The sequence below is a fragment of the Microbispora catharanthi genome (genome assembly GCF_006334915.2).
GTDB lineage: Bacteria > Actinomycetota > Actinomycetes > Streptosporangiales > Streptosporangiaceae > Microbispora > Microbispora catharanthi.
Window position 1 is genome coordinate 183193 of sequence record NZ_VDMA02000006.1, and the last position, 26467, is coordinate 209659.

At 72.3% G+C, this 26467-nt stretch carries 23 protein-coding genes; 14 read left to right on the forward strand and 9 right to left on the reverse strand.

Annotated elements, in window-relative coordinates:
• Positions 1–179 precede the first annotated feature (179 nt).
• Positions 180–2594, forward strand: coding sequence for an alpha/beta hydrolase (locus FH610_RS13465; protein ID WP_139574682.1), 2415 nt, complete (start codon positions 180–182; stop codon positions 2592–2594).
• A 58-nt stretch (positions 2595–2652) separates the two neighbouring features.
• On the opposite strand, the gene FH610_RS43285 is transcribed toward FH610_RS13465, so the two are convergent.
• The 3 genes from FH610_RS43285 to FH610_RS13475 are packed head-to-tail and all read right to left on the reverse strand — an operon-like array spanning position 2653 to position 4674.
• Entirely contained in the window at positions 2653–2817 is a 165-nt protein-coding gene (locus FH610_RS43285; protein ID WP_167538715.1) for a VOC family protein, read from the reverse strand.
• A 33-nt stretch (positions 2818–2850) separates the two neighbouring features.
• On the reverse strand, positions 2851–4074 hold the full coding sequence (locus FH610_RS13470; RefSeq protein ID WP_139574683.1) for a ribonuclease D: 1224 nt from the start codon (positions 4072–4074) through the stop codon (positions 2851–2853).
• 3 nt (positions 4075–4077) lie between these two features.
• Positions 4078–4674: a DUF3000 domain-containing protein gene (locus tag FH610_RS13475; protein WP_139574684.1), complete on the reverse strand. Its 597-nt coding sequence runs from the start codon at positions 4672–4674 to the stop codon at positions 4078–4080.
• Between the two features lie 567 nt (positions 4675–5241).
• On the opposite strand from FH610_RS13475, the gene hemE reads away from it, so the two are divergent.
• The gene (gene hemE, locus FH610_RS13480) at positions 5242–6279 is read left to right on the forward strand and encodes a uroporphyrinogen decarboxylase (RefSeq protein ID WP_139574685.1); all 1038 of its coding nucleotides are present in this window, start codon (positions 5242–5244) and stop codon (positions 6277–6279) included.
• 12 nt (positions 6280–6291) lie between these two features.
• Here the strand turns inward: hemE and FH610_RS13485 are convergent, their stop codons facing one another.
• The 3 genes from FH610_RS13485 to FH610_RS13495 all read right to left on the reverse strand — a co-directional run bounded on the left by FH610_RS13485 (position 6292) and on the right by FH610_RS13495 (position 12141).
• The gene (locus FH610_RS13485; protein ID WP_139574686.1) at positions 6292–7395 is read right to left on the reverse strand and encodes a DUF4349 domain-containing protein; all 1104 of its coding nucleotides are present in this window, start codon (positions 7393–7395) and stop codon (positions 6292–6294) included.
• 168 nt (positions 7396–7563) lie between these two features.
• Positions 7564–10878, reverse strand: a complete 3315-nt coding sequence (locus FH610_RS13490) for a PQQ-dependent sugar dehydrogenase (protein WP_205825746.1) — start codon at positions 10876–10878, stop codon at positions 7564–7566.
• A gap of 123 nt (positions 10879–11001) precedes the next feature.
• A complete protein-coding gene (locus tag FH610_RS13495) occupies positions 11002–12141 on the reverse strand; it encodes a sugar phosphate isomerase/epimerase family protein (RefSeq protein WP_139574687.1) in 1140 nt (379 codons plus the stop codon).
• A gap of 410 nt (positions 12142–12551) precedes the next feature.
• Here FH610_RS13495 and FH610_RS13500 point away from each other — a divergent pair, with 410 nt between their 5' ends.
• Genes FH610_RS13500 through FH610_RS13530 form a run of 7 tightly spaced genes read left to right on the forward strand, consistent with a single transcriptional unit; the run spans position 12552 to position 19150 of the window.
• Complete coding sequence (locus FH610_RS13500) at positions 12552–13694, forward strand: inositol-3-phosphate synthase (RefSeq protein ID WP_139574688.1); 1143 nt, start codon at positions 12552–12554, stop codon at positions 13692–13694.
• Positions 13691–14536: an SCO3242 family prenyltransferase gene (locus FH610_RS13505; RefSeq protein WP_139574689.1), complete on the forward strand. Its 846-nt coding sequence runs from the start codon at positions 13691–13693 to the stop codon at positions 14534–14536. The genes FH610_RS13500 and FH610_RS13505 overlap by 4 nt, the downstream gene beginning before the upstream one ends.
• On the forward strand, positions 14533–15384 hold the full coding sequence (locus FH610_RS13510; RefSeq protein ID WP_240808948.1) for a sugar phosphate isomerase/epimerase family protein: 852 nt from the start codon (positions 14533–14535) through the stop codon (positions 15382–15384). The genes FH610_RS13505 and FH610_RS13510 overlap by 4 nt, the downstream gene beginning before the upstream one ends.
• Positions 15350–15853 carry an EboA domain-containing protein gene (locus FH610_RS13515; protein WP_139574690.1) on the forward strand — a complete coding sequence of 168 codons (504 nt, stop codon included), beginning with the start codon at positions 15350–15352 and terminating at the stop codon, positions 15851–15853. Before FH610_RS13510 ends, FH610_RS13515 begins: the two co-directional genes overlap by 35 nt.
• A 5-nt stretch (positions 15854–15858) precedes the next feature.
• On the forward strand, positions 15859–16701 hold the full coding sequence (locus tag FH610_RS13520) for a TatD family hydrolase (protein WP_139574691.1): 843 nt from the start codon (positions 15859–15861) through the stop codon (positions 16699–16701).
• Between the two features lie 2 nt (positions 16702–16703).
• Entirely contained in the window at positions 16704–17825 is a 1122-nt protein-coding gene (gene eboE / locus FH610_RS13525; RefSeq protein ID WP_139574692.1) for a metabolite traffic protein EboE, read from the forward strand.
• A complete protein-coding gene (locus FH610_RS13530; protein ID WP_139574693.1) occupies positions 17825–19150 on the forward strand; it encodes an alkaline phosphatase family protein in 1326 nt (441 codons plus the stop codon). Before eboE ends, FH610_RS13530 begins: the two co-directional genes overlap by 1 nt.
• 65 nt (positions 19151–19215) lie before the next feature.
• On the opposite strand, the gene FH610_RS13535 is transcribed toward FH610_RS13530, so the two are convergent.
• On the reverse strand, positions 19216–20394 hold the full coding sequence (locus FH610_RS13535; RefSeq protein ID WP_139574954.1) for an ROK family transcriptional regulator: 1179 nt from the start codon (positions 20392–20394) through the stop codon (positions 19216–19218).
• Between the two features lie 275 nt (positions 20395–20669).
• Between FH610_RS13535 and hemG the strand changes: the two genes are divergently transcribed.
• Positions 20670–22100, forward strand: coding sequence for a protoporphyrinogen oxidase (hemG, locus tag FH610_RS13540; RefSeq protein ID WP_139574694.1), 1431 nt, complete (start codon positions 20670–20672; stop codon positions 22098–22100).
• 78 nt (positions 22101–22178) lie between these two features.
• Positions 22179–22889, forward strand: coding sequence for a hydrogen peroxide-dependent heme synthase (hemQ, locus tag FH610_RS13545; RefSeq protein ID WP_167538716.1), 711 nt, complete (start codon positions 22179–22181; stop codon positions 22887–22889).
• A gap of 69 nt (positions 22890–22958) precedes the next feature.
• On the opposite strand, the gene FH610_RS45180 is transcribed toward hemQ, so the two are convergent.
• Positions 22959–23081 carry a hypothetical protein gene (locus FH610_RS45180; RefSeq protein ID WP_276607663.1) on the reverse strand — a complete coding sequence of 41 codons (123 nt, stop codon included), beginning with the start codon at positions 23079–23081 and terminating at the stop codon, positions 22959–22961.
• A gap of 155 nt (positions 23082–23236) precedes the next feature.
• Here FH610_RS45180 and FH610_RS13550 point away from each other — a divergent pair, with 155 nt between their 5' ends.
• Positions 23237–23830, forward strand: coding sequence for a hypothetical protein (locus FH610_RS13550; RefSeq protein WP_139574696.1), 594 nt, complete (start codon positions 23237–23239; stop codon positions 23828–23830).
• Positions 23831–23833: 3 nt separating this feature from the next.
• Here the strand turns inward: FH610_RS13550 and msrB are convergent, their stop codons facing one another.
• Positions 23834–24235, reverse strand: a complete 402-nt coding sequence (gene msrB / locus FH610_RS13555; protein ID WP_139574697.1) for a peptide-methionine (R)-S-oxide reductase MsrB — start codon at positions 24233–24235, stop codon at positions 23834–23836.
• A gap of 410 nt (positions 24236–24645) precedes the next feature.
• Between msrB and ligD the strand changes: the two genes are divergently transcribed.
• Together ligD and FH610_RS13565 are read left to right on the forward strand one after the other, a co-directional pair.
• Positions 24646–25641, forward strand: a complete 996-nt coding sequence (gene ligD, locus FH610_RS13560; protein WP_139574698.1) for a non-homologous end-joining DNA ligase — start codon at positions 24646–24648, stop codon at positions 25639–25641.
• A gap of 489 nt (positions 25642–26130) precedes the next feature.
• Entirely contained in the window at positions 26131–26415 is a 285-nt protein-coding gene (locus FH610_RS13565; protein ID WP_139574699.1) for a hypothetical protein, read from the forward strand.
• The last annotated feature ends 52 nt before the right edge of the window (positions 26416–26467 follow it).

Here is a 26467-nt window from a genome sequence, read left to right on the forward strand (position 1 = left end):
CCCGGGATCGGCGGGTCCGCCGCGCCTGTGAATGATCGTTAACCGGTCGGAAACTGGCAGGAATCAGCGCATGCCGCCAGTGGCGATCTCATTCGGGATGCAACCCCTCAAACCCCAAGAATCCCTCCTGTAGCTCTCGTGGGCGGCTTTCTTGGGGCATTGCACTCGAAAAGGAACCAATGCGCTCTCCTGTGCGCGCCTGGGCCAAGGCGCTCGCCGCGGCCGTCACGGCCGCGACCCTGTCCACCTCCCTCCTCACGGGATCCGCGCACGCCGCGCCGCCCGGCTCACCCGGCGAGGACGGCACCTGGACCGTCGAGCCCGTCGGCGGCGGCCACCGTGTCACCCTCCACCTGAACAAGCCGCTGCCGGTCCGCGACGCCGTCCCCGAACTCGCGGCGGACGGCCGGTCGCTCGGCCCGGCCGAGGAGTCACCGGACGGCATGACGCTGACCGTCGTCACCCCCGACCCCTCCGTCGCCACGGCGTCGTCCGTCGACGTGGCCTGGAACGGCGAGGTGCCCGAGGCCGCCGCGGCGGCCGCCGGCAAGGCCGCGCCCACGCCCGCCGACCCGCCCGCCAAGACGCACGGCAGGCCGGCTCCCGCGCCCGTCGACCCCGCCGCGCCCGGTCCGTACGCCGTGACCCACGACGAGTACGACCTCGGCGACACCGCCATCACCCTGGAGGGGCTCGGCGGCCGTCAGGCCGAGATCCGGGCGAAGGTCTACCTGCCGGAAGGCGCCCGCGGCAGGCGCCCGCTGGTCGTCTTCCTGCACGGCCGCCACTCGGCCTGCTACGACCCCACGGCCTGGACGACGTCCAACACCCAGTGGCCCTGTCCGGCGGGGCAGCGGCCCATCGCCAGCTACCAGGGCTACGACGGCCCCGCCGACGTGCTCGCCGGCCACGGATACGTCGTCGTGTCGGTCAGCGCCGACGGCGTCAACGCCGCCGACAACCCCTACAGCGAGGACCGGGGCGCGCTGGCCCGGGGCGAGGTCGTCATGCGGCACCTCGACCTGCTCGCCGACGCCGACGAGGGCGTGGGCGACGCGAAGCTGGTGAGCCTGTTCAAGGGCCGCCTCGACATGTCCGACGTCGGCCTGATGGGCCACTCGCGCGGAGGCGAGGGCGTCGTCAAGGCCGCGCTGATGAACGCGGGCAGGGCCAGGCCGTACGGCATCAGGGCGGTGCTCCCGCTCGCCCCGACGGACTTCGCGCGGGCGACCCTGCCCGGCACGCCGATGGCCGTCATCCTGCCGTACTGCGACGGGGACGTCTCCAACCAGCAGGGCCAGCACTTCTACGACGACTCCCGGTACGCCGTGGACGGCGACCCGGCCTTCCGCTCCTCGCTGATGGTCATGGGCGCCGACCACAACTTCTTCAACACCGAGTGGACGCCGGGCGTGGCGCACGCGCCCGCGTCCGACGACTGGTCGAACCGCAACGATCCCGTCTGCGGCGGCGCCGCGCCGTCGCGGCTGACCGCCGCCGAGCAGTACGCCGTCGGCACCGCGTACATCGCGGGGTTCTTCCGCCTGGTCCAGGGCGGCGAGCAGGGCCTGCTGCCGCTGTTCGACGGCAGCGGCGGCACCCCCGCCTCCGCCGGGCGGGCCCTCGTGCACGCGGTCGCCCAGGCGCCCGCGGGCAAGCGCCTCGACGTGGCCTCCTTCGCGTCGCTCGCGCCGTCCGCGCGGGTCTCCGGCTCGGCCGCCGCGGTCGTCTGCGCCGGGATGCTCGACCGCTCGCCGCAGAGCCGCCTGCCGTCCTGCGCCTCCACGCTGACCACCGCGCAGGCGCCGTCCTGGACGCCCGCGACGTACGCGAACAACGTCGCCTCGACACCGGTGCTGCGGTTCTCCTGGAGCGACCCCACGGGCACGGTGACGGTGCCGCTGGACACGCCGGACCAGAACGTCTCCCGCTACGACGCGCTCACCTTCCGCGCGGCGAGGGACGAGACGGCGACCGGCGACGTGGACCTCGCGGTCGAGATCGTCGACAGGCGCGGCGCGTCCCGCACGGTCAAGGTGTCCGAGGTCGGCGACGCGCTCACGGCGTTCCCCGGCGCGTCCTCGCCGCTGCCCAAGACCTGGCTGCGCACGGTCCGCGTCCCGCTGAGCTCGCTCACCGGCGTCAAACCGCAGCAGATCAGCGAGATCCGGATCTCGGGTGCGAGCCGGAAGGGCGCGGTCTACCTCGCGGATCTCGCGTTCACCGCGACGGCGGCGGGTGAGGTCTCCACCGACAGGCTGCCGCAGGTGTCGGTGGAGGGCGCCACGGTGGGCGAGGGCGACGGGCCGGGCACGGCCACGATGACGGTGCGGCTGTCGGAGAAGAGCGCCACGCCGGTGACGGTCCAGATCCAGACGATCGCGACCGGGGCCGCCCCGGTGATCGCCTCGGCGGCGCAGGAGGTCGTCATCCCGGCCGGGTCCCTGGAGGCGTCCTTCCGGGTGCCCGTCAACGGCGACACCGCGGTGGCGTCCGCGCCGCAGTCCTACCAGGTGGTCGCCTCGGTGCCGGTCAACGCGACGATCGGCGGCGGCTTCGCCCGGCTCGTCGTCGTCGACGACGACGCGAGCTGAGTGAACAGGCTCCCGGGGCGCGCCGGCGACGGCCGCGCATCCGGGAGCCGCCACGTGCTCACGCCGGTTCGAGGAACTCCAGGCGGTTGCCGACGTTGTCGTGGGCGTAGAAGCGGCGGTGGCCGATCTCGGTCATCCCGAGCACGCCCACGTAGAAGGCGCGGCAGTCGTCCTCCGCTCCGGGCGGAACGGCGAGCTGGACGTGGTGCGGGCGGTAGCCCAAGGGGGACCTCCCGTCCGGCCGTCGCCCCGCATGTCACACCTCTCCCTTGATCTCCAGCCGCTCCAGTGCCTTGGCCAGCGGGTGGACGGTCAGGCCGATCTGCCACTCCCGCGCGCCGAGTGAGCGCAGCCGCGCCGCCACGGTCTCCTCGCTGATCGGCGCGGGCGGCTCCCAGGTCAGCCTGCGTACGGCGTCGGGCTGGAGCAGGTTCTCGGTCGGCATGCGGTGTTCGTCGGCGAGCGCGGCGACGACGGCCCGTGCCGCCACGAGCCGCTTGGCGGCGGCCGGGTCGCGGTCGGCCCACCGGTTGGCCGGGGGAGGGCCGTCCCCGGGCCCCACGGGCTGCGGCAGCGCCGTCTCCGGCATCGTGCGGGCCCGGTTCACCGCCGCCAGCCAGTCGTTGAGGTGGCGGCGGGCGCTGCGGCCGACGAACGGGGTGATCTCGGTGAGGGCCTTGGTCGTGCGCGGCTGGTCGAGGGCGGCCTGCACGATCGCCGAGTCGGGCAGCACGCGGCCCGGCGCGAGGTCGGCCTCCCGCGCGATCTCGTCGCGCAGCGTCCACAGCTCCCGCACCACGGCGAGCCCGCGCAGCGTGCGCACCCGGTGGATGCCCGAGGTGCGCCGCCACGGGTCGGTACGCGGGGGATGGGCGGGAGCGGCCAGGATCGACGCGAACTCCTCCAGCGCCCACTCCAGCTTGCCGGTGGCGGCCAGCTCGTCGTGCAGGACGTCGCGGAGCTCGACCAGCACCTCCACGTCGAGCGCCGCGTAGCGCAGCCAGTCCTCCGGCAGCGGGCGGGCCGACCAGTCGGCCGCGGAGTGCCCCTTCTCCAGCCGCAGGCCGAGGACGAGCTCGACCATGGTCCCCAGCCCGACCCGCTCGTAGCCGAGCAGCCGCCCGGCCAGCTCGGTGTCGAACAGCCGCCGCGGGCGGAAGCCCAGCTCGGCCAGGCACGGCAGATCCTGGTTCGCGGCGTGCAGGACGATCTCGGTGTCGCGTACGGCCTCGTCCAGGGCCGACAGGTCGGGACACTTGACGGGGTCGATCAGCGCGGTGCCCGCACCGGCCCGGCGCAGCTGCACCAGGTAGGCGCGGCCGCTGTAGCGGTATCCGGAGGCACGCTCGGCGTCGACGGCCACCGGCCCCGTCCCACGGGCGAAGGCGTCCACGGCGGCCACGAGCGCGGCGGAGTCCTCGATGACGGGCGGGATTCCCTCGCGCGGCTCCAACAGAGGCTGGACTACGGGTTCTGTCACGGGCTAAGGAACTTTCGGATCATCTCGGCGGGCGGGGCGCCGATGCAGCGTGGCGACGTCGGGCGGCAGCGGGGGGATGCCGGCGGCCAGGCACATGAGGTCGCACCAGGCGGCCGCGTGCGACGACAGGTCCTCGTCGAGCGGCGACCACGAGGCCCGCAGCTCGATCTCCGTGGTGACGGGGTCGTCCGCCTTGCCGCCGAACCCCTCCGAGACGGCGCGGGTGACCGTGCCGCCCACCGCGGCGTACCTCGCGCCGTGGGCGTCGAGCGCCTCGGTCAGCCAGCTCCAGGCCACCGGCCCCAGCAGCGGGTCTGTGGTCATCTCCGGCTCCATGTCGGCGCGTACGTAGGCGACGAGGCGGAACGGCCCCTCCCAGCCGCGCTGGCCCTCGGGGTCGAACAGCATGATCAGGCGGCCGACGGCGAGTTCGTCGTCGTCACGGTACACGGAGGCCCCGACCGCACCGGAATACGGCGCGAGCCGCTGGGGGGCGGGGATGTCCTCCAGCTCGATCTCCGGCCGTACCTCGGCGGGGCGCAGCGTCTCCAGCGCGCGCCGGAAGGCGGCGGGAGGCGCGGGCGGTTCACCGAGGGTCATGACGGAAGAGTAGGTCGGATTCGGGATAGCGCGAAGCAGGGGGGCGGCTGTGGGGGGCATCGGAAGTCGTCAAACCGTCGCCGCCAGTCGAGCCGTCACCCGGTCGGCCGTCCGTGCCGGGGCGCGCCCGCGCATGCGGTCCCGGCGGTCGCCGCGGCCGTCCGCGCGCTCTCGCCGCCCCGTCGCGCGCGGCGCGCCGCTCGGGCGGGCGGGGCGCGCGGCGTCGCTGCCGGCACAGTGCTCAGTGCGGCGTTCGGGGGAACTCCACATCGAAGTCATCGCTCCGGGGCCTCTCGTCGGATCCACGGTCGTGGCGGTCGCTCGGGACTGATCCGACGTTGGCACGTCCCGGCGACATTTCCCCGCATCGCACTCGGCGTGTCTCGAAAGTGGTATTGGAATCGATGCCGGATGGCCGATTGGCGAACACATTACCGAGCTGTGAGATGACTCACAGGAGGGGATGGGGTTCACCTTACGCGATCAACGGCCATCCTCGCGTCGTTCTGGAGCCCCAGGTCGTGGGTCCGGGCACGGGGCGGCGTGGGGACATGGCAGGCTGGTGCCGTGAAACCCCAGCTCGCCGATTCCGTTTTCATTCGCGCCTGCCGGCGCGAGCCCGTTCCGTACACGCCGGTGTGGTACATGCGCCAGGCCGGGCGGTCACTGCCCGAGTACCGCCGGGTGCGCGCGGGCGTCGAGATGCTCACCGCCTGCGCCACGCCCGACCTCGTGGTCGAGATCACCATGCAGCCGGTCCGCAGGTACGGCACGGACGCGGCGATCTTCTTCAGCGACATCGTGGTCCCGCTCAAGGCCGTCGGCGTCGACCTCGACATCAAGCCGGGCGTCGGCCCGGTCGTCGGAACCCCCATCCGCGACAAGGCGGGCATGGAGGTCCTGCGGCCGCTGGAGCCGGACGACGTCCCCTACGTGACGGAGGCGGTCGGCGCGCTCACCGGCGAGCTGGGCGGCACCCCGCTGATCGGCTTCGCCGGAGGGCCCTTCACGCTCGCGTCGTACCTGATCGAGGGCGGCCCCTCCAAGAACCACGACCGCACCAAGGCCATGATGTACGGCGAGCCCGAGCTGTGGCACGAGCTGATGGAGCGGCTCGGCGCGATCACGCTCGCCTTCCTGCGCGTGCAGGTGGCGGCGGGGGCCTCGGCCGTCCAGCTCTTCGACTCGTGGGTGGGCGCGGTCGCGCCGCAGGACTACCGCACCTACGTGCTGCCGCACACCGGCAGGATCTTCGCCGGCCTGGCCGACCTCGGCGTGCCGCGCATCCACTTCGGCGTCGGCACCGGCGAGCTGCTCGGCCTCATGGGCGAGGCCGGCGCCGACGTGGTGGGCGTCGACTGGCGGGTGCCGCTCGACGAGGCCGCGCTGCGCGTGGGCGCGGGCAAGGCCCTGCAGGGCAACCTCGACCCGGCGATCCTGCTCGCGCCCTGGGAGGTCGTCGAGAGGCGGGCCAGGGACGTGCTCGAACGCGGCCGGGTGGCCGAGGGGCACGTGTTCAACCTCGGCCACGGCGTGCTTCCCTCGACCGACCCCGACCAGCTCGCCCGGCTCACCGACTTCGTCCACGAGTCGTCGGCCCGCTGAGGCGCCAGGTCCCTACCCCGGCGTGCGCTCGGATTCCCGGCCCTGATCCTGGTTCTCGTCCCGGTCCTCGCGGGCAGCCGGCTCCGGTGAGCCGAGGTTCGGCTGCCCGGCGGGGTCGCCCGTGGGCGCGGGACCCGCGGGGAAGCCGGGCCCGTGCCCGGGAGGAACGGGCCCGGGGGGTACGGCACCGGGGGGCACGGGACCGGCCGGCGGGGCGGCACGGCGGCGCATCCGGCGCATGACGACCCGGACGGCCAGCCACACCACCCCGGCCACGACGATCCAGGGCAGCAGCGCGCCCAGCACGGTCAGCGCCATCACGGTCGACGTGGTCAGGGTGTCCCACCCGGCGCGCAGGCCGGCGAGGAAGCCGGTCTCGTCCTCCTTCTTCTCGGGCCGGGCCCAGGGCTTCGGCGGGAGCACCAGGGTGAGCGTCACGGTGGCCATGCCGGTCTGCGCCTCCAGGGCCTTCTGCCTGGCCTGCAGCGACTCCAGATCGGCCTCGCGGCTGGAGATCTCCCGCTCGATCTCGAGGATCTCGCCGATCTTGTTCGCCTTCGACAGCAGCGTGCGGAACTGCCCGAGCGCGGCCTCGGCCGACTTCACCCGGCTGGCGACGTCGGCGACCTCCTCGGTGACGTCCTGCGCGTTCTGCTGCACCGACGTGCGTGTGCCGAGGTCGCGTCCGAGCTGGGCCAGCACGTCGGCGTAGCGCGCCGGGGGCACCTTGAACGCGATCGTCGACCGGTCGCCGCCGGAGACCGACTCGCTGCGCTCCTCGGCGACGTACCCGCCCGCGCCCGTCACGATCGCCTTCGCGCGGTCGGCCGCCGCCGTGACGTCCTTGGCCTCGACGGTGAGCTCGGCCTGGTAGATGATCGCCCGGTCGGCCGGGTCGATCCTGGTCTTCTCCTGCCCGCCGCTCGCGCCACTCGTGGCGGGCGCCCGTTCCTCGCTCTGGTCCGTGGCCCCGGCCGTGGCGGCCTCCCCGGCCGGCGCCATGGGAGCGGCGGCGCTGCCGGCCGTGTCGCTGCTGGATTCGCCCGAGCCGCCGCACCCCGTCAACAGAAAGGCGACGGCCGCCAGGGCCGCCGCGCCGTACCGGATTCGCCTCATGTCCTTACATCGGCTCACCGATGTGGACAGTTCGACGCCGGCGATCACGATGGCATCACGATGCCGCCGTGGTCGCCGGCGCCTCTGTTTTCGGGGGGTGCGAGGGCTGTGGGGGGTGTGAGGCCCCGTGGGTCCGGCCGGGCCGGGCCGGACCCACGGGACGTCTGGCTAGCCGCGCAGCCGCTCGATGAGCGCCTTCGCGTCGCGGACGAGCGCGTCGCTCGCGGCCTTGTCGGTCACCCTCTTGGCGTCGCCGGCGAAGCCGGTGAACCGCTCCAGGGCCTTGATCGCGTCATCCTTCTTGCCCTTGCCGGCCTGGACGGCCGCCTGGTCGAGCTGCGCGATCAGCACGTCGCCGTCCTCGGTCACCGTGCCGGCGCTCCGGAAGGCGGCGAGGAGGGCCTTCACGTCCTCGAAGGAGGTCGTGACGGTGAAGGTCACGGACTTCTTCGTGGTCTGCCCGGCCTTGTCCTTGGCGGTCACGACCAGCTCGTTCTCGCCGAGCGGCAGCTTCCACAGGGGCAGCGCCTCACCCGACTCGACCTGCAGGTCACCGATGGCCGCCGTCACGCTCGCCACCCCGGACGCGGCGTCCGTGGCGGAGAAGACGGGCGTGATGGAGGTCGAGTCGCCGTGGTCGCCGGACTCGACGCCGCTGACGGTCAGCGCGGGCGCGGTCTTGTCGATCTTCACCGTGATGGTGCCGATCTGCGAGACGTTGCCGCCGCTGTCGGTCGCGCGGTAGCGGACCTCCGTGGCGCCCTCGGTGCTGAACGTCACCGCGTTGTTGGCGCTCAGCCAGGTGGTGCCGCCGTCGATCGAGTACTGCCGGCTCGACACCGTGCCGTTGTCGGTCGCGGTGACCGTCATCGTCACGTTGCCGGTGTACCAGCCGTTCTCACCGTTCGGCTGGGCCGGGTTGAGCGCGGCCGTCACGGTCGGCGGGGTCTTGTCTGCGACGCCGTCGCCCGCGAAGGTGAACGCGTCCACGTCCACGCCGCCGGTCGAGGTGACGTACAGCTTGCCGCTGCCCGTGGGGGCGTTCTTCAGGTCGGTGGTCACCGTCTGCCAGCCGGAGCCGGCCGGGATCGCGACGGTCGCGAACGGGGCCGCGGTCGGCGAGTTCCACCGCAGCGACAGGGTGCCCGCGCCGGTGGCCGTGGTCTTCACCGACGTGATGCCGCTGAGGTTCACCGGGTCGTAGCCGATGTAGTCGCCGGCGTCGAACGAGGTGACCTTGTTGAGGCCGGACGCCGTCTCGTCCTGCGTCTTGGTGACGCCCTTGCTGTCGTCCCCGTGCTCGGCCTGCATGAGCTTCGGGTTGAGGATCAGCGTCGCGTCGCTGCTCGCGCCGGGGATGCCGTTGGCGCCGTTGTCGCGGTAGCTGACCACGACGACGCCGAAAATGTTCTCGGTCTCGCCGTGCTCGGGCGCGTCGGCCGGGGTCGCCCAGGCGACGGTGCAGCCGGTGCCCGTGGTGATCGGGTGGGCGTGCGTGTCGTGGCCGAGGCCGAAGGTCCACGCGACCCTGCTGCAGGTCGGGTTGTCGCCGTCCTCCTGGTCGGTCACCTTGACCTTGAACGGAACCGCGTTGCCCCAGTCGATGAAGCCGCCGTCGCCGGGGGTCTCGATGCCGACCGTGGGCGCGGTGTTGCCGACGGTGATCTCGGTCGTGGCGAGGCCGAACCTGCCGCCCGCGTCGGTCACGCGGAGCCGGGCGGTGTACTGCCCGAGCTTGTCGTAGGTGTGGCTCGCGGTCACGCCCTTGGCGTCGAAGGTGCCGTTGCCGTCGAAGTCCCACTCGTAGGTGAGGTCGCCCGCCTCCGAGTCGGAGGACTTGGCGCCGCTGAACTGGACGGTGAGCGGCGCGTTGCTGCCCGACGTCCTGTCAACGGTGATCTTCGCCTGCGGGGCCTTGTTGCCGGGCGAGTAGTCGATGCGGTAGAGGCCCGAGTCGGGGTTGGCCCGGAAGAAGCCGTCGCCGTACTCGAGCACGTACAGCGCCCCGTCGGGGCCGAACTCGAGGTCCATCGGGTTGTCCGTGATGGGCATCGCCATCTTGGTCAGGTCGGCGTTCGGCAGGAACTGCTCGATCTTCGACACCGGGCCGTCGGCGCCGGACACGGTGAACGCCGCCAGGTAGTCCTGGGAGAACTCGCCGAAGAAGAACTTGTCGTCCCAGTATTCGGGGAACTTCGTCGTCGAGGGGTTGTCCGCGTCGTAGTGGTAGACCGGTCCGCCCATCGGGGCCTGGCCGTTCTGCTTCGGATCGAACTCGGTCAGCCCGGACCACTCGGCCGGCTGGTCGCTCGCGCGGTCGCCGTAGTACAGGTCGGCCGGGGTCGCCGGGGGCAGCTTCTCCAGGCCGTTGTTCCACACGGAGTTGTTGGTCGGACCGCCCGCGCAGTCGAAGAACTCACGCGGCTTGGAGTTCGCGTAGTCCCAGTGGTTGTAGTTGAAGTTGTCGCCGGTGCAGTACGGCCAGCCGCCGTTCATCGGCTTGTTCAGCGGGGTGACGTTCCACTCGACGTACCCCATCGGGCCGCGGTTGGGGTCGGCGGCGCCGGCGTCCGGTCCGTAGTCGCCCCACGACAGCGTGCCGGTCTTCCCGTCGACGTCCATGCGGAACGGGTTCCGCACGCCCATCACGAAGATCTCGGGCCTGGTCTTGGCGGTGCCCTTCGGGAACAGGTTGCCGTCCGGGACGGTGTAGGAGCCGTCCTCCCGCACGTTGATCCGCAGGATCTTGCCGCGCAGGTCGTTGGTGTTGCCGGCGCCGCGACGGTCGTCGAAGCCGGGGTTCATGCCGGGGGCGTCGTTGTTGGGCGCCATGCCGTTGGCGCCGGGGGTGCTGGCCGGGGTGTTGTCACCGGTGGCCAGGTAGAGGTTGCCGTCGTCGTCCCAGTCGAAGTCGCCGGCGACGTGGCAGCACTGCCCGCGGTTGGTCTCGACCTTGATGATGACCTGCTCGGTCGACAGGTCGAGCTTGTCGCCGGTCCACTTGAACCGGGAGAGCTGGTTGTAGCCCTTCCACTGGTTCCAGTACGACTCGTCGGCGCCCGCGGGCAGGGAGTTGGGCGCGGAGCCGGTCGGAGTCGTCTCCGGGTACGGCCCGGTCATCTTCCTGGGCGCGTAGTAGACGTAGACCCACTTGTTGTTCGCGAAGTCGGGGTCGAGGCCGATCGTCTGCAGGCCGTCTTCGGAGTTGTTGTAGACGTCGATCGTGTTGACGACCTTGGTGACGCCGGTGGCGGGGTCGGTCATCCGGATGTCGCCGTTGCGGGCGGTGTGCAGCACCCGGCTGTCCGGCAGGATCGCCATGTCGATCGGCTCGCCGACGTCCTTGGTGAGGGTGACCTTCTCGTAGTTCTCCCAGTGCAGCGCGTCTTCGTGCGCCTGGGCCGGAGCGGCGGTGAGCGCCGCCGCGAACGGGAGCGTCAACGCGGCGGCGAGACCGCCGACCAGTATGCGAGTACGCTTCAAATCCGCTGCGCCTCTTCTTTCAGGGGGGTGGCAGGAAAAGGCGGGCCGCCGCGTGCCGGTGGAACGAACGCGTGGCGGTCCGCCATGGAGTCAGAGGACTGGCCGAGGGGCCCCGGGTGGGCCTCAGCCGCGGAGCTTGGCGATGTTGTTGTAGCTCAGCTCCGCGTACTGCAGCGACTGCGCCGGGTTGGCGGTGCCGCCGGGGGCGTTGTCCTGCTCGTACATCGGGTTGTGGTAGCCCTTGGCGCCCATCTCCGAGAAGAAGCTCTTGTAGTCGATGTCGCCGGTGCCGAACGGAACCATGTCGTAGCCGTTGGAGGTACCGGTGTTGATCTTGCCGTCCTTGGCGTGGAACAGCGGGAACCGCGTCGTCTGGGCCTGCACGACGCCGAGCGGGTTGAAGACCTGCGTCTGGGTGGAGCCGTCGGTCGCGGTGTAGGTCTTGTACTTGTACTGGGCCACGTGCGCCCAGAAGATGTCCATCTCCAGCCAGACCTTGCCGGGGTCGGTCTGCTGCAGGAAGTACTCGAGGCGCCGGATGCCGGAGGAGCGGGTGGGACGGCCCCGGTCGTCGAGCGGGCCGCTGTCGAGCAGGAAGCTGTAGGCCACGTCGTGGTTGTGCGTGTACAGCTTGAGGCCGGCCGCGGTGGCGAGCTCGCCGAGCGTGTTCCACTTCTCGGCGGCGACGTCCCAGTCGGCCTTGTAGGCGCTGCCGGTCGGGTCGCTGCCGGTGCCCACGTGGCCCATGCCGAGGATGTTGGCGATCTCCAGGTGGAGCTTGAAGCGGTCGAGGTCGGCCTGGCTCAGCGGCCAGGAGCCGGGGATGAAGCCGTGGTTGCCCTCGGCCTCCAGGCCGTTGTCGTCCAGCCAGGTGCGCAGCAGGCGGGCGCCCTCGACGCTCTCCAGGCTGGCGCCGCCCTCGGCGTTGGCGTGCTGGCCGTAGCCGGCGAACTCCACCTGCTTGTAGCCGATCCGGGCGAGCTCCTGAAGCACGGCGCGGAAGCCGGACGGGAGGCTGGTCGACAGCGGGTCACGCGAGATGGCGTCGCGGACGGTGTACAGGATGATGCCTCGCTTGCCGGGCGGCACGAGCACGCCGTTGCCCGCGGTGGCCGCACGCGCGGCCGACTTCATCGGGCCGGCCGCGGCCACGGCGGCGGCCGCCGCCATGCCGGTCGTGGCCGCGAGGAACTGGCGGCGGTTCAGCCCCAGCCTGCGTCCGAGGTTGCCGGCCGTCTCCATCTCTTCTTCGTACGCGCTCATCGTCTTGCCAACTCCATCTGCGTGAAGAACCTTGATCCCCCGATGACGCGGCCGTGCCGCGGGTGACTCCGCTCCTTCGCCTCACTCCGGCCCCTTGTGACTGTGCGGAGCACTTGGCGAGCAAGTTACGCGACTTTTACTTAACGGGGAAGAAGTTTTTCCATGATCTTTTGAACTTTCTCTTCCCAGAGGACAAAGTCCAAGGTTCGGTGAGAGCTCAGGCGTTGGCGGCCGCTGCGGCCCCCGCCGCGAGGCGGCCGTGAGGGTCGGCGGCCGAGGTCTCGTCGCGCAGGTTCGGTGAACTTTCTGTACCCCTCCAGAAACTTTTTCTTGTCAGTGACGAAAGATCCCTCTTACTATCCGAATGTTCCGGGGTCATCCTTCATACCCGAGTTGACGGGAGAGTTACAGTGCCCATCGGTGTCTGGCTGGTCGGCGCCCGCGGGTCCGTCGCGACCACGGCGGTGGTCGGGGCGGCAGCGGTTCGCGCGGGAGCGGCCCCGCCCACCGGCTGTGTCATCGAGGCCGCGGACTTCCCCAGGGACTTCACCCCCCTGGGCGACCTGGTGTTCGGCGGTCACGACGTGGTCGCCACACCGCTGCGCAAGAGGGCCGAACTGCTCGCCCAGGCGGGCGTGCTCCCTCCCGTCCTGGCGACCCTGCTCGCCGCTGACCTCGACGCCGCCGAGGCCGAGATCAGGCACGGCTACGTCCCCGGCGAGGAGAGCCAGGCGCAGGCCGCGCGGCGCCTGGCCGGCGACATCGCGGACTTCCGGGAGCGGCACGGCCTGTCCCGCGTCGTCGTGGTGGACGTGTCGTCGACCGAGCCCCCCGCCGAGGTGCCGTACGCCACGCTCGCCGACCTGGAGGAGGCGCTCGCGTCCGGCCGGGACGCGCTGCCCGCCAGCTCCCTGTACGCCTACGCGGCCTTCACGGCAGGATGTGGCTACGTCGCGTTCACCCCCTCAGCGGGCCCGACGCCGCCCGCACTGGACGAGCTGGCCCGGCGGGGCGGCCTGCCGTACGCGGGACGCGACGGCAAGACCGGGGAGACGCTGGTCAAGAGCGCGCTCGCGCCGATGTTCGCCGGCCGCGCGCTGCGGGTCCGCTCGTGGTCCGGGCTCAACCTCCTCGGCGGCGGCGACGGCGCCACACTGGCCGACCCGGCGGCCCGGGAGAGCAAGTCGGCGAGCAAGGCGCGGGCCGTCCCCGCGATCGTGGGCGAGGACGTCGAGGGCCTGACGCACATCGACTACGTGGCCGACCTCGGTGAGTGGAAGACCGCCTGGGACCACATCACGTTCGAAGGATTCCTCGGCGTCCGGATGACCATGCAGTTCACCTGGCAGGGCTGCGACTCGGCGCTCGCCGCCCCGCTCGTCCTCGACCTCGTCCGGCTCGTCGCGCGGGCCCACGAGGCCGGGCACAGCGGCGTGTTGCCCGAGCTCGGCTACTTCTTCAAGGACCCGCTGGGCGGCGCGGGGCACGACCTGCCCACCCAGTACGCCCGCCTGGTGGCGTTCGCGCAGGCCCTGTCGGAGGGGCGGCCGTGAGGGCCTGGCTGGAGCTGGTCCGCGCGCCCGCCGCGCTGTCGGTTCCCGGAGACACGCTCGCCGGCGCGGCGGCGGCCGGGCGATCGGCCCGGCCCGGCCTCGCCGCCGCGTCGGTGCTGCTCTACTGGGGCGGAATGGCGCTCAACGACTGGTCCGACCGGAAGATCGACGCGAAGGAGCGGCCGGAACGGCCCATCCCCTCCGGCCGGATCAGCCCGGAAGGGGCGCTCGGCCTCGCCGCCGCGCTGACCGGCGCCGGGGTGGCCACCGCCGCGGTCTTCGGCGGACGTCGCGGGCTCGCGCTCGCGGGCCTGCTCGCCGGCGCCGCCTGGGCCTACGACCTGCGCCTCAAGCACACGGCCGCGGGCCCGGCCGCGATGGCGGCCTGCCGCGTGCTCGACGTCCTGCTCGGGGCGGGCCCGCACACGCGGGCGGCCGCCCCCATGGCGCTGGCCGTCGGCGCCCACACCTACGGGATCACCCTGCTCGGCCGCGCCGAGGTGGACGGCGCCACCCCCGCGACCGTCACCCAGGCGCTGGCCGCGACCGGCGCGTCCGCGGCGCTGGCCGCCGTCGCCTGCCGCGGCGGCGAAACCACCGGGCGGCTGGGCGCCGCCGCGATGATCGCCGGCTACCTCGCCACCGCCGGAAGGGCGCAGGCGGCGTTGCGCGCCGACCCCGATCCCGAGCAGGTGCGGCAGGCGGTGCGGATGAGCATCCTCGGCCTGATCCCGCTGCAGGCGGCCGCGGTGGCCGGGCGGGGCAGGTTCGCCCAGGCGGCGGCGCTGCTGGCGGCGCTGCCGGCCGGCCGGTGGCTGTCGGCGAAGGTGGCCACGTCGTGAGCGTGCCTATGAACTGGGCCTACTGCACCAACGGCTTCCGCGATCACCCGCTCGACCAGACGCTGGAGGTGCTCGCCGACCTCGGCTACACGGGCGCCGCGGTCACGCTCGACCACGGGCATCTCATGCCCGGCGCGTCCCCGGCGGAGGTCGGGCGCATCGCGGCGCTCGCCGGGCGGCTCGGCCTGGCCCTCGCCGTGGAGACGGGCGGCAGGTACACGCTCGACCCCCGGCGCAAGCACTTCCCGACCCTGCTGCACGACGAGGCCGAGGCGCGGGTGCGCTTCCTGTGCCGGGCCATGCGGATCGCGGCCGACCTCGGCGCCCCCGTGGTGCACCTGTGGAGCGGCATCCGGCCGCCCGAGGTGCCCGAGGGCGAGGCGTGGGACCGGCTCGTACGCCACTGCGAGCGTCTGCTCTCCGAAGCGGACGAGGTGGGCGTCACGCTCGGGTTCGAGCCCGAGCCGGGCATGCTCGTGGCAGACCTCGCCGGATACGAACGGCTGCGCGACCTGCTCGGCGGGCATCCGGGGTTCGGCCTCACCCTCGACATCGGGCACTGCCGCTGCCTGGAGCCGTACGACGTGCCCGAGTGCGTCGAGCGGGCGAAGCCCTATCTCGTCCACGTGCAGATCGAGGACATGCGGCGGGGCGTCCACGAGCATCTCGAGTTCGGCGAGGGCGAGATCGACTTCCCGCCCGTGCTCGCCGCCCTCGACGGCTTCGGCGGGCTGGTCGCCGTCGAACTGGCCAGGCACAGCCACGCGGCGCCCGAGGTGGCGAGAAGGTCGATCGAATTCCTGAGGAGGGCACATGACCTGGCTGGCGCGGGCCGTAGCCGACGTTGAGCGCGACCCGGAGACCGTCTACGCGCTGTTCCCACGGGCCGCGCGGGAGGGCGGCCCCGGCGCCCGCGCCGAGCTGCTCGGCGCGCTGGCGAAGGCCCTGCCCGACCCGGCGGCGGCCGTCATGAAGCTCTACTGGCAGGGCGACGCGGGGGAGCGGCTGGAGATCCTGGAGTCGCTTCCGCAGCTCGACCTCGGTCCGGCCGCTCTCCCGCTCGTCCACGACGCGCTGCGGACCAACGACACCCGGCTGGTCGCCGCCGCGCTCGGCCCGTACGGCTCGGCCTGGCTTGACGACCACGCCTTCCGGCAGGGCGTGCTCAAGTGCGTCTTCATGTCCGTCCCGCTCGCGTCGGTCGAAGGCCTCGGCCGGCGGTTCGACGAGGAGTTGCGGCGCATGCTCGCCGACTTCGCCGCGGAGCGCCGCGCGGCCGGGCGTCCCGTTCCCCCCGACGTTCTCGAGAGGCTCTGATTCCGATGAGGATCTTCGACCCCCACGTCCACATGACGTCCCGCACGACGGACGACTACGAGCGCATGTACGCCGCCGGGGTCCGGGCCGTCGTGGAGCCCGCCTTCTGGCTCGGCCAGCCGCGCACGAACGTCGGCAGCTTCCTCGACTACTTCGACGCGCTGCTGGGCTGGGAGCCCTACCGCGCCGCGCAGTACGGCATCCGCCACCACTGCACGCTCGCCCTCAACCCCAAGGAGGCCAACGACCCGCGCTGCGCCGGCGTGCTGGACGAGCTGCCCCGCTACCTGCTGAAGGACTCCGTGGTGGCGGTCGGCGAGGTGGGCTACGACTCGGTGACGCCGGAGGAGGACCGCGTCTTCGAGGCCCAGCTCGCGCTGGCCGAGGAGCACGGCCTGCCGGTGCTCGTGCACACGCCGCACCGCGACAAGGCGGCCGGCACCCGGCGCACGCTCGACGTGGTCAAGGGCATGGACCCCGGCGTGGTGCTGGTCGACCACCTCAACGAGCTGACCGTCGGCATGGTCCGCGACGCCGGGTGCTGGGCGGGCTTCTCGATCTACCCCGACACCAAGATGGACCCGGACCGGATGGTGGCGATCCTCAAGGAGTACGGCACCGAGCGGATGATCGTGAACTCCGCCGCCGACTGGGGACGCAGCGACGTGCTGAAGACCCGCGAGGTCGGCGAGGCCATGCTGGCCGCCGGGTTCACCGACGAGGACGTCGACCGGGTGCTGTGGCAGAACCCGGTCGCCTTCTACGGCCAGAGCGGGCGCCTGCACCTGGACGACGTCGAGTCCGGCGGCGACTACGAGGGCAACACGATCCTGCGCGGGACCCGCTGACCATGCGCCTGCTGCATCCCTCCGGCTCCGTCGTCCACCTGGCCTACTGCACCAACGTCCACCCCGCCGAGGACCTCGCCGGGATCCACGAGCAGCTGTCCGGCGTCGCCGCCCGGGTGCGGGCGCTGACCGGCGCCCCGGTGCTCGGCCTCGGGCTGTGGCTGTCGTCCGGCGCGGCGCGGGCGCTGCGGGCCGACCCCGGCGAACTGGCGCGGCTGCGCGCCCGGCTGGACGAGCTGGGCCTGGAGGTCGTCACCCTCAACGGCTTCCCCTACCAGGGCTTCCACGACCAGGTCGTGAAACTCCGGGTGTACCGGCCCGACTGGGCGGAGCCGCAGCGGCTCGCCTACACCCTCGACCTGGCCGAGATCCTCACCGCGCTGCTGCCGGACGACGTGACCGAGGGCTCGATCTCGACCCTGCCCCTCGCCTGGCGCACCGGCTGGACGCCGGACAAGGCCGCGGCCGTCGCCGCCAACCTGGACGCGCTCACCCGGGGCCTGCGGGCGCTGGCGGAGCGCACCGGCAAGACGATCCGCGTCGGGTTCGAGCCCGAGCCGGGCTGCATCGTGGAGACCACCCCTCAGGCGGTCGAGCTGCTGGCAGGCACGGACCCCGCGCACCTCGGCGTCTGCCTGGACGCCTGCCACCTCGCCGTCGGATTCGAAGAGGCCGCCGACGCGGCCGGCCTGGGGCTGCCGATCGTCAAGCTCCAGGTCTCGTCCGCCGTCGAGGCGCCGCCGGGCGGCCAGCGGGCCCTGGCGGCGTACGAGGAGGAGCGGTATCTCCACCAGACGCGCTGCGCGGCCGGATACGCCGACGACCTGCCGGAGGCGCTGGCCGGCGGGCTCCCGGCGGACCTGCCGTGGCGCACGCACTTCCACATGCCGCTGCACGCCGCGCCCCCGCCCCCGCTCACCACGACCACTCCATACCTGGAGGAGCTGCTCGGGCGGCTCATGACCCCGGACGAGGGCCTCACCGCGCCCCTCACCCGGCACCTCGAGGTCGAGACCTACACCTGGAGCGTGCTGCCCGGCCCGGTGGACGTCGCCGAGGGCATCGCGGCCGAGCTGGACTGGACCCGGCGGCGGCTCGCCGCCCTCGGACTTAAGGAGATCTGATGGCGCCCGTCGTCGTCGTGAACGTCGTCGGCCTGACCCCGCGCCTGCTGGCGCACATGCCGAACGTGTCCAAGGTCGGCACCGCCGCGTCGCTGCGGCCCGTGCTGCCCGCCGTGACCTGTTCCGTCCAGGCCACGCTGCTGACCGGATCGATGCCGCGCGACCACGGCATCGTCGGCAACGGCTGGTACTTCCGGGACCTGGGCGAGATCTTCCTGTGGCGGCAGCACAACCGGCTGATCCAGGGCGAGCAGCTGTGGGACGCGGTGCCCGGGATCCGGACCGCCAACGTCTGCTGGTGGTACGCCATGGGCGGCTCCAGCGACTTCATCGTCACCCCGCGCCCGATCTACTACGCCGACGGGCGCAAGGAGCCCGACTGCTACACCAGGCCCCCGTCGCTGCACGACGACCTGGTCGCCGAGCTGGGCGAGTTCCCGCTGTTCACCTACTGGGGGCCGACGGCGAGCATAACCTCGTCCAAGTGGATCATCGCGGCCGCCCGCCGGATCCTCGCGAAGGAGCGGCCCGACCTGCTCATGGTCTACATCCCGCACCTCGACTACGACCTGCAGCGCTTCGGGCCCGACGCGCCCCAGGCCGTCGCGGCGGCCCGGGAGGTCGACGCCGCGCTCGCGCCGCTGCTGCGGGAGGACGCCACCGTGGTCGTGCTGTCCGAGTACGGCATCACCAACGCGTCCCGCCCCGTCGACGTCAACCGCGCGCTGCGCCGGGCCGGGCTGCTGGAGGTCTACACCCAGGACGGCATGGAGTATCTCGACCCCTGGGCCTCGCGGGCCTTCGCGGTGGCCGACCACCAGGTCGCCCACGTCTACGTGAACGACACCGCCGACCTGCCCCGCGTGCGGGACATCGTGGCCGAGTTGCCGGGCGTGGACGAGGTGCTGGGCCAGGAGGGCAAGGCGAAGTACGGCCTCGACCACGAGCGGGCCGGTGACCTCGTCGCCGTGGCGGAGCCGGACGCGTGGTTCACCTACTACTACTGGCTGTCCGACGACCGGGCGCCCGACTTCGCGAAGCTCGTGGAGATCCACCGCAAGCCCGGATACGACCCGGCGGAGCTGTTCATGGACCCGAACGACCCGCTCGTGAAGCTGCGCGCCGGTACGGCGCTGGCCCGCAAGAAGCTGGGCATGCGCTACATGATGTCGGTGGTGCCGCTCGACCCGGAGCCGGTGCGCGGCAGCCACGGCCGCCTGCCCGACGCGGCGGCGGACGGGCCGGTGCTGCTCGGCCCCTTCGACAGGGACGCCTACGCCGCGACCGAGGTCAAGGGCCTGCTCACGCAGCTACTGAAGCGCTGAGCCTGTGAAGACGGCCGCCGTCCCCTCGGGGGCGGCGGCCGTTCCGCGTCCGGGAGGCCGCGTGCTCACTCGACGGAGAAGACGTGGTCGCTGATCAGCCGGGTCGCGCCGATGATCCCGGCCGTGTCGCCGAGCTCGGACAAGACGATGGGCAGGTTGCCGGTCGCCAGCGGCAGCGAGCGCTGGTAGACGACGCTGCGGATCTCCGCGAGCAGCGCGTGGCCCAGGCCGGCCACCCCGCCTCCGATGATCACCAGGCCGGGGTTGAAGAAGCTCACGAGCGAGGCCAGCACCATGCCCACGTGCCGGCCGCCCTCGCGGATCATCCGTACGGCGGCGGCGTCACCCGAGGCCGCCGCCGCGGCGACGTCCTCCGCCGTCAGCGTTTCCTCGTGCGCGAGCCGTTCCGCGAGAAAGGGGGACTCGCCCGCCTCCGCGGCGGCCTGGGCGTCGCGGGCCAGCGCCGCGCCCCCGAAGTACGCCTCCAGGCAGCCCGTGTTGCCGCACGTGCACAGCGGGCCGTCGTCGGACACCCGGATGTGGCCGATGTCACCGGCGCTGCCGGTGACCCCGCGGTAGATCTCGCCGTCGACGACGATGCCGCAGCCGACGCCGGTGCCGATCTTCACGAGCAGGAAGTCGCCGACGGCCCTGGCGAGGCCCGCGTGCAGCTCGCCGAGTGCCATGATGTTCACGTCGTTGTCCACGAGCACCGGGCAGCCGAACTCGCGGCTCAGCGTCTCCCGCACGGGGAAGCGGTCCCAGCCCGGCATGATCGGGGGCGAGACCGGTGTCCTGTCGAGGAAGCTCACCGGGCCGGGGACGCCGATCCCCACGCCGTGGATCTCGGTCGTCTCGCCGGTCCGCAGCTTGCCGACGAGATCGAGGGCCTGCTCCAGCACGGCCTCGGGGCCGTCCCGCACGTCCGCGGGCTTCGACAGATGGCCGAGCACCTCCAGCTCGCCGTTGGTCACCCCGACGTCGATGGATGTGGCGCCGATGTCGATGCCGACGAAACGCAGGTGCGAGGCGATCCGTACGATGCCCGACCGCCGGCCGCCCCGCGAGGCCGCGAGCCCGCCGGATTCGAGGAGGTTCAGCTTGGTCAGCCGGTCGAGTTCGAGTGCGAGCTTCGACGGTGACAGACGGGCCACCTCGCCGAGTTCGGCGCGTGAACGCGCGCCGTCCTGACGCAGGAGGCGCAGGATCCGCGCCTGGTGCGGGTTCTCGGGGCGAGCCGTCATTCGCTTCACGCCGCTCTTCGGGTCGGGAATCGGGTGCGTGCCAGAAGTGACTCTACTTCTGCTCTGACTACAACAACTTTATTACAGCGAAGCCTTACTTTTTGCCCTGCAGGTGAAAAGTTTCTGAGAATCTTGCGTTCCTGTTGGCTTTGTCGGCCACTGTTCCGATACGTGACTATCCGTGCTCTCTCGGTGGCGGCGAGGTTCCCCGCTTCGCGGCGGACACGCCTCGCGCCGGTGCGGGACCCGGGCGTACGGGCCGGTAGCTTTGCCCCATGGACGGGATTGCGGGTCGTCATGTGGTCGTCGTCGGCGGGGGCATCGCGGGTCTGGCCGCGGCGCTGCACCTGAACCGGGCCGACGCCGGTCTGCGGGTCACCGTGCTGGAGGCGGCGCCGAGGGTCGGCGGCAAGCTGCACGCCTCGCAGGTGGCGGGGGTGGAGGTCGACGCGGGCGCCGAGTCGATGCTGGCGCGGCGGCCCGAGGGCAAGGAGCTGGCCCGGCTGGCCGGCCTCGGCGACGACCTGGTGGACCCCGGCACGACCAGGGCCTCCGTCCTGTCGCGCGGGTCGCTGCGCCCGCTGCCCCGGCAGCAGGTGATGGGCGTCCCCTCGGACGTGGTCGCCCTCGCGCGCTCGGGCGTCCTGTCGCCGGCCGGACTCGCCCGCGTGCCCCTCGACCAGTTCCTGCCGCCCACGCTCGTGACCGGAGACGTCTCCGTCGCGGCGTACATCCGGGCCCGGATGGGGAGCGAGGTCGTCGACCGGCTGGTCGAGCCGCTGCTCGGCGGCGTCTACGCGGGCCGGGCCGACATGCTGTCGCTGGACGCGACCATGCCGCGGATCGCCGCCGTCGCCCGCACCGAGCGGTCGCTGCTGCAGGCGGCCAGGAGCATCACCGCGGAGGCCCCCGCGGACGCAGGGCCAGTCTTCACCACGCTCAGGAACGGCCTGGGCGCGCTGGCCGCCGCGGTGGCCAAGGAGTCGGGCGCGCAGATCCGCACCGGCGTCACCGTGCGCGACCTGATCAGGACGCCGGACGGCTGGCGGCTGGTCACCGGTCCCACCAGGGACGAGGAGGTGATCGACGCCGACGCCGTCGTCCTGGCGGTCCCCGCACGGCCCGCCTCCCGCCTGCTCGGGCGCGAGGTGCCGAAGGCGGCGGCGGAACTGGCCGCGATCGAGTACGCCAGCATGGCGATCGTCACCCTCGCCTATCCCAGGACGGCCTTCCCCGAGCCGCCGGAGGGCAGCGGCTACCTCGTGCCGCCGGTCGAGGGCAGGCCGGTCAAGGCCGCGACGTTCAGTAGTGTCAAATGGCCCCATCTGGCCGAGGCCGACCGCAACGTCATGATCGTACGGTGCTCGCTCGGCCGTCTGGGCGAGGAACTCGTGCTCCAGCGCGACGACGCCGAGCTGACGGCCCTGGCGATGAACGAGATGGCCGAGATCATGGGTGTGCGGGGCCTGCCGCTGGACACCCGGGTGACCCGCTGGGGCGGCGCGCTCCCGCAGTACGACGTGGGCCACCTCGACCGGATCGCCCGCGTGCGCGCCGCGATCGCCGGGCAGCCCGGCCTCGCCGTCTGCGGCGCCGCGTACGAGGGAGTCGGCATCCCGGCCTGCGTCGCGACCGCCCGCACCGCCGCCAAGCTCGTCCTCGAGCACCTGCGGGACGCCCACGGCGCACCGCCCTCCGAAGCCTGACCGGCCGCGTGGGCCCCGGCCGCAGGTGCGCCTGATCGGCGGCACCCGGCGGCCGGACCACCACCCCCTACCGGCAGAATGGGAGGCATGACGGAGCCTGCCCCGCGGCCCAAGGCGCGCGATCTCAACCTGGTCATCCGCTACACGATGTGGTCGGTCTTCCGGCTGCGCGACCAGCTTCCCGCCGCCCGCGAGGGCGTGGCCGACGAGGTCGAGGAACTGCTCGCGCAGGCGGCAGGCAAGGACGTGACGACCCGAGGCTGCTACGACGTGGCCGGCTTCCGCGCCGACGCCGACTTCATGTTCTGGTGGCACGCCTCCTCGCCCGAGGACCTGCAGGAGACCTACACCCGCTTCCGCCGCACCGCCCTCGGGCGCGCCAGCGAGCCGGTCTGGTCGGCGATGGCCCTGCACCGCCCCGCCGAGTTCAACAAGTCCCACATCCCGGCCTTCCTCGCCGAGGAGGAGCCCAGGGGCTTCGTCTGCGTCTACCCCTTCGTCCGGTCCCTGGAGTGGTACCTGCTGGAGGACTCCGAGCGGCGCAGGATGCTCGCCGAGCACGGCATGATGGCGCGCGAGTACCCCGACGTGCGGTCCAACACGGTCGCCTGCTTCGCGCTGAACGACTACGAGTGGATGCTGGCCTTCGAAGCCGACGAGCTGCACCGCATCGTCGACCTGATGCGCCACCTGCGCGGAGCCGAGGCGAGGCGGCACACCAGGATCGAGATCCCCTTCTACACCGGCACCCGCAAGCCGGTCAGCGAGCTCGTCGCCGCGCTGCCCTAGCGATCCACCACCCCAGGGCGGCCCAGGTCAGGGCCTCCACCAGGGGGCCGGCCTGGCCGGGCGCCATCGTCAGCGGCAGCGTCGCCGGGAGGGCGACGGCGACGGCGTGCCCCGCGCCCGGCCGTGGACGCCGCCCAGCGCCCCGCCGGCCGCGACCAGGACGCAGGCCGGCCCGAACACGAGCTGGGACATGACGGCCGGCCCGCACCCTCCCTGTGAACGGCGGAGGACAGGACCCGTTCAGAAAGGACATTCTGGCGGATCTTGCGCGAAGCGTCGGAAACGGTCTTGGCGGCTCGAAGTCTTTGCCATACTGTGACGAAGGATCGACGTCTATGTGAGGCAGAGTGGCAAACGGGCTGGCACGTTCCAGGGGGCGCCGTCGCAAGAGGCGGGCCCGTTCGCACGTCGTCGAGGTGTCCCTGGGGGTGGCCGCCTTCGCCGTCGGAGCCGTCGCGATCGCCTGGCCGCTGTCGCGTTCCGACGCGGCGCCCGGGCACGTGGTCGCCGCACCCACGCCGCAGGCTTCCCCGGCCGGCGAGCTGACCGTCGCCAGCGTCGACACCGGGAAGAAGGCGACCACCAAGCGGGGCAAGAAGGCGGCCGAGGAGAAGGCGTCGGGACCGTCGAAGTACACCGACACCAAGGCGGAGGCCTACTTCCGCAGCAGGTGGAAGGACAAGACCGCCAAGCGGGTCAAGGACATCCGCACCGAGGGCGGCTACCTGCGCATCTACACGAACCTCCCGGAGAACGCCGACAACTCCAAGGCCGCGATCACCCTGTGCAAGCGCGGCCTGGAGTACCTGGCCGAGCGGGGGGAGGCGAACCCCGTGGTGTTCGTCCAGTCCAGGTTCGGCGAGAACGGCAACCCCGTCCTCGCCAACGTCCTCGGCCCGAGCGACGACGACTGCCGGGTCACCTACCCCAAGCCGAAGTAGGCCTCACCCGGCCGGCTGCAGGGTCAGGCAGACGGAGTTGATGCAGTACCGGTCGTCGGTCGGCGTGGCGTAGCCCTCGCCGTGGAACACGTGCCCGAGGTGCGAGTCGCAGCGGGCGCAGCGGACCTCCACCCGGCGCATGCCGAGCGAGTCGTCCTCGTGCAGGGTCACGGTGTCCGACTCGGACGGCTCGTAGAACGACGGCCAGCCGCAGTGCGACTCGAACTTGGCCTCCGACCGGAACAGCTCCGCCCCGCAGGCGCGGCAGGAGTAGACGCCGACGGTCTTGGTGTCGACGTACTCGCCGCTGAACGGGCGCTCGGTCCCTGCCTGCCGGAGGACCCGGTACTCCTCGGGGGAAAGCTGCGCGCGCCATTCGGCGTCGCTCTTGATGACCTTCTCCATGCTCACCACCCTGCCTTCGGCGGCCCCTCGCGGGGGTTACGAAGTGAGGAACTCCGGGGAGGCCCGGGATCTTCCCCGCACGTGTTCGCGGGCCGAGGCATCCTTTCCCGGGTCTTCCGGCGTCTTCACTGACGAGGGGGTTGATCGCCGTCACCCGCGCGGGGGCGGTCACCCGCACCGCCGTCAGGGCGGCGAAGCACCCGACCCGTGCTGGACGCCGCCGGACGGTGAGAGGAGGCCGCCCGCGGGCGGCCGCCGTGGTCCGTCCCGTCGCGTGCGGCGCCGTCCGAACGCGAGCGCGCCGTACGCGACCACGAGCCTGCGCCGCGAGGGCGCGGCCGTGGGAGCGCCCGGTCCGGCCGCCGTCGGCAGCCCGGGACGGACCCCCTCATCCGGGTAGGGTCACCTCCATGGCTTCGCCGTACATCGAGATAGAGGTGGGTGGCCGCACCGTCAAGGTCACCAATCCGGACAAGGTCTACTTCCCGGAGATCGGCGCCACCAAGCGCGACCTGGTGGAGTACTACGTGAGCGTGGGGGACGGCGTGCTGCGCGCTCTGCGGGAGCGGCCGACCTACCTCAAGCGGCACCCCGACGGCGTCGGCACCGAGGCGATCTACCAGAAGCGGATGCCCCGGCATCCCGACTGGATCGAGACCGTCACCGTGCGCTTCCCGAGCGGGCGCACGGCCGACGCGTTCTGCCCGACCGAGGTGGCGGCCATCGCCTGGTGCGCCAACCTCGGCACGATCGACTTCCACCCGTGGCACGCCCGCCGCGCCGACCTCGACCATCCCGACGAACTTCGCATCGACATCGACCCGCAGCCCGGCACCTCGTTCGAGCAGGCCCGCACGGTGGCCTTCACGGTCAAGGAGATCCTCGACGAGCTGGGCATGACGGGCTTCCCCAAGACCTCGGGCAGTCGCGGCATCCACGTGAACGTGCGCATCGAGCCCCGCTGGACCTTCACCGAGGTGCGGTACGCCGCGATCGCTCTCGCCCGCGAGGTCGAGCGGCGCTCGGACCTCGCGACGAGCGCCTGGTGGAAGGAGGAGCGGGGGGAGAAGGTCTTCATCGACTACAACCAGAACGCCCGCGACCGCACGGTGGTGGCCGCCTACTCGGTCCGCGCCCGGCCGGACGCCCGGGTCTCCGCTCCCGTGACCTGGGAGGAACTGGCCGACTGCGACCCGCGCGACTTCGACATCACGACGATGCCGGAGCGGTTCGCCAAGCTGGGCGACGTGCAGCGGGCGATCGACGACCGGGCCCACGACATCGGCACGCTGCTGGAGTGGTACGACGCCGACGACCGGGGCGACATGCCGTACCCGCCGAACTACCCGAAGATGCCCGGCGAGCCGAGGCGCGTCCAGCCCAGCAAGGCGAGGCCGTCCAGCTGATCGTGACCGGCGGGGTGACGATTTTGTCCGCCTGTCTCTGCTCTTGATCGGCTCTTGCATTCCCGCCCGGTGTCCCTGGAGACGGGTGCGGGGATGGTCCTGGCGAGCGCTCGCCGACGGGGGAGCGGGCGCTCGTCCCCGGGCAAGACCGCGCACGGACGAACCTGGAACACCCGAAGAGCCTCGCCCTCATACCGCTGCGGAGGGCGGGGCCGTTGTGCACAAGACCGAGCGGGGGGAGACATCCGGATGTGCCTGAGCTGCGGCTGCGGCGAGCCTGACGACGACCACGGGAATCCCGACCACATCACCTGGACGGATCTGCGGAAGGCCTCCAGGGCTGCGGACATCAGCCCGGCGCAGGCCGCCGACAACATCAGGTCCGGGATGGAAGCCCTCGGCACGCCGCCTTCCTGACGCCGCGCCGTTCTCCCCTGGCTGGAACAGCTGGAAGCCGCCGCTAGACCGATATGTATGGAGAGTGACCAAGTGACGACACCGGTCAAGAGGATCACGATGTCCAAGCCGTTCTGCGCCCTCGCGGGCGTCGGCCCGTACGCCCTCGCCAAGGCCGGCGAGGTGTACGAGGACATGGCCGTCCGCGGCCGCAGGATCGTGAGCAGGATGAGCCGGGAGGCCGCGCAGGAGTTCGAGGAGACCGCGCACGAGCTGGAGGACCTCTCCAGGTCCGCTCGCCAGCAGGAGAGGCAGGAGCGGGAGAGGGAGACCGTCGCCCAGCCGACCGGCAGGGCCCGCGCCACCACGAGGGCCTGACGCGCGGCCGCGTCCATCGCGCCACGAGCGAGGCACGCGGCTCCGGTCACGC

Excerpts from the sequence above, each read along its gene's own strand:
- FH610_RS13465 (WP_139574682.1), top strand. The coding sequence starts at position 180 with ATGCGCTCTCCTGTGCGCGCCTGGGCCAAGGCGCTCGCCGCGGCCGTC.
- FH610_RS13475 (WP_139574684.1), bottom strand. The coding sequence starts at position 4,674 with ATGACCCTCGGTGAACCGCCCGCGCCTCCCGCCGCCTTCCGGCGCGCG.
- FH610_RS13485 (WP_139574686.1), bottom strand. The coding sequence starts at position 7,395 with ATGAGGCGAATCCGGTACGGCGCGGCGGCCCTGGCGGCCGTCGCCTTT.
- FH610_RS13495 (WP_139574687.1), bottom strand. The coding sequence starts at position 12,141 with ATGAGCGCGTACGAAGAAGAGATGGAGACGGCCGGCAACCTCGGACGC.
- FH610_RS13515 (WP_139574690.1), top strand. The coding sequence starts at position 15,350 with ATGACCTGGCTGGCGCGGGCCGTAGCCGACGTTGAGCGCGACCCGGAG.
- FH610_RS13520 (WP_139574691.1), top strand. The coding sequence starts at position 15,859 with ATGAGGATCTTCGACCCCCACGTCCACATGACGTCCCGCACGACGGAC.
- eboE (WP_139574692.1), top strand. The coding sequence starts at position 16,704 with ATGCGCCTGCTGCATCCCTCCGGCTCCGTCGTCCACCTGGCCTACTGC.
- FH610_RS13530 (WP_139574693.1), top strand. The coding sequence starts at position 17,825 with ATGGCGCCCGTCGTCGTCGTGAACGTCGTCGGCCTGACCCCGCGCCTG.
- FH610_RS13535 (WP_139574954.1), bottom strand. The coding sequence starts at position 20,394 with ATGACGGCTCGCCCCGAGAACCCGCACCAGGCGCGGATCCTGCGCCTC.
- hemG (WP_139574694.1), top strand. The coding sequence starts at position 20,670 with ATGGACGGGATTGCGGGTCGTCATGTGGTCGTCGTCGGCGGGGGCATC.
- hemQ (WP_167538716.1), top strand. The coding sequence starts at position 22,179 with ATGGGAGGCATGACGGAGCCTGCCCCGCGGCCCAAGGCGCGCGATCTC.
- FH610_RS45180 (WP_276607663.1), bottom strand. The coding sequence starts at position 23,081 with ATGTCCCAGCTCGTGTTCGGGCCGGCCTGCGTCCTGGTCGCGGCCGGC.
- msrB (WP_139574697.1), bottom strand. The coding sequence starts at position 24,235 with ATGGAGAAGGTCATCAAGAGCGACGCCGAATGGCGCGCGCAGCTTTCC.
- ligD (WP_139574698.1), top strand. The coding sequence starts at position 24,646 with ATGGCTTCGCCGTACATCGAGATAGAGGTGGGTGGCCGCACCGTCAAG.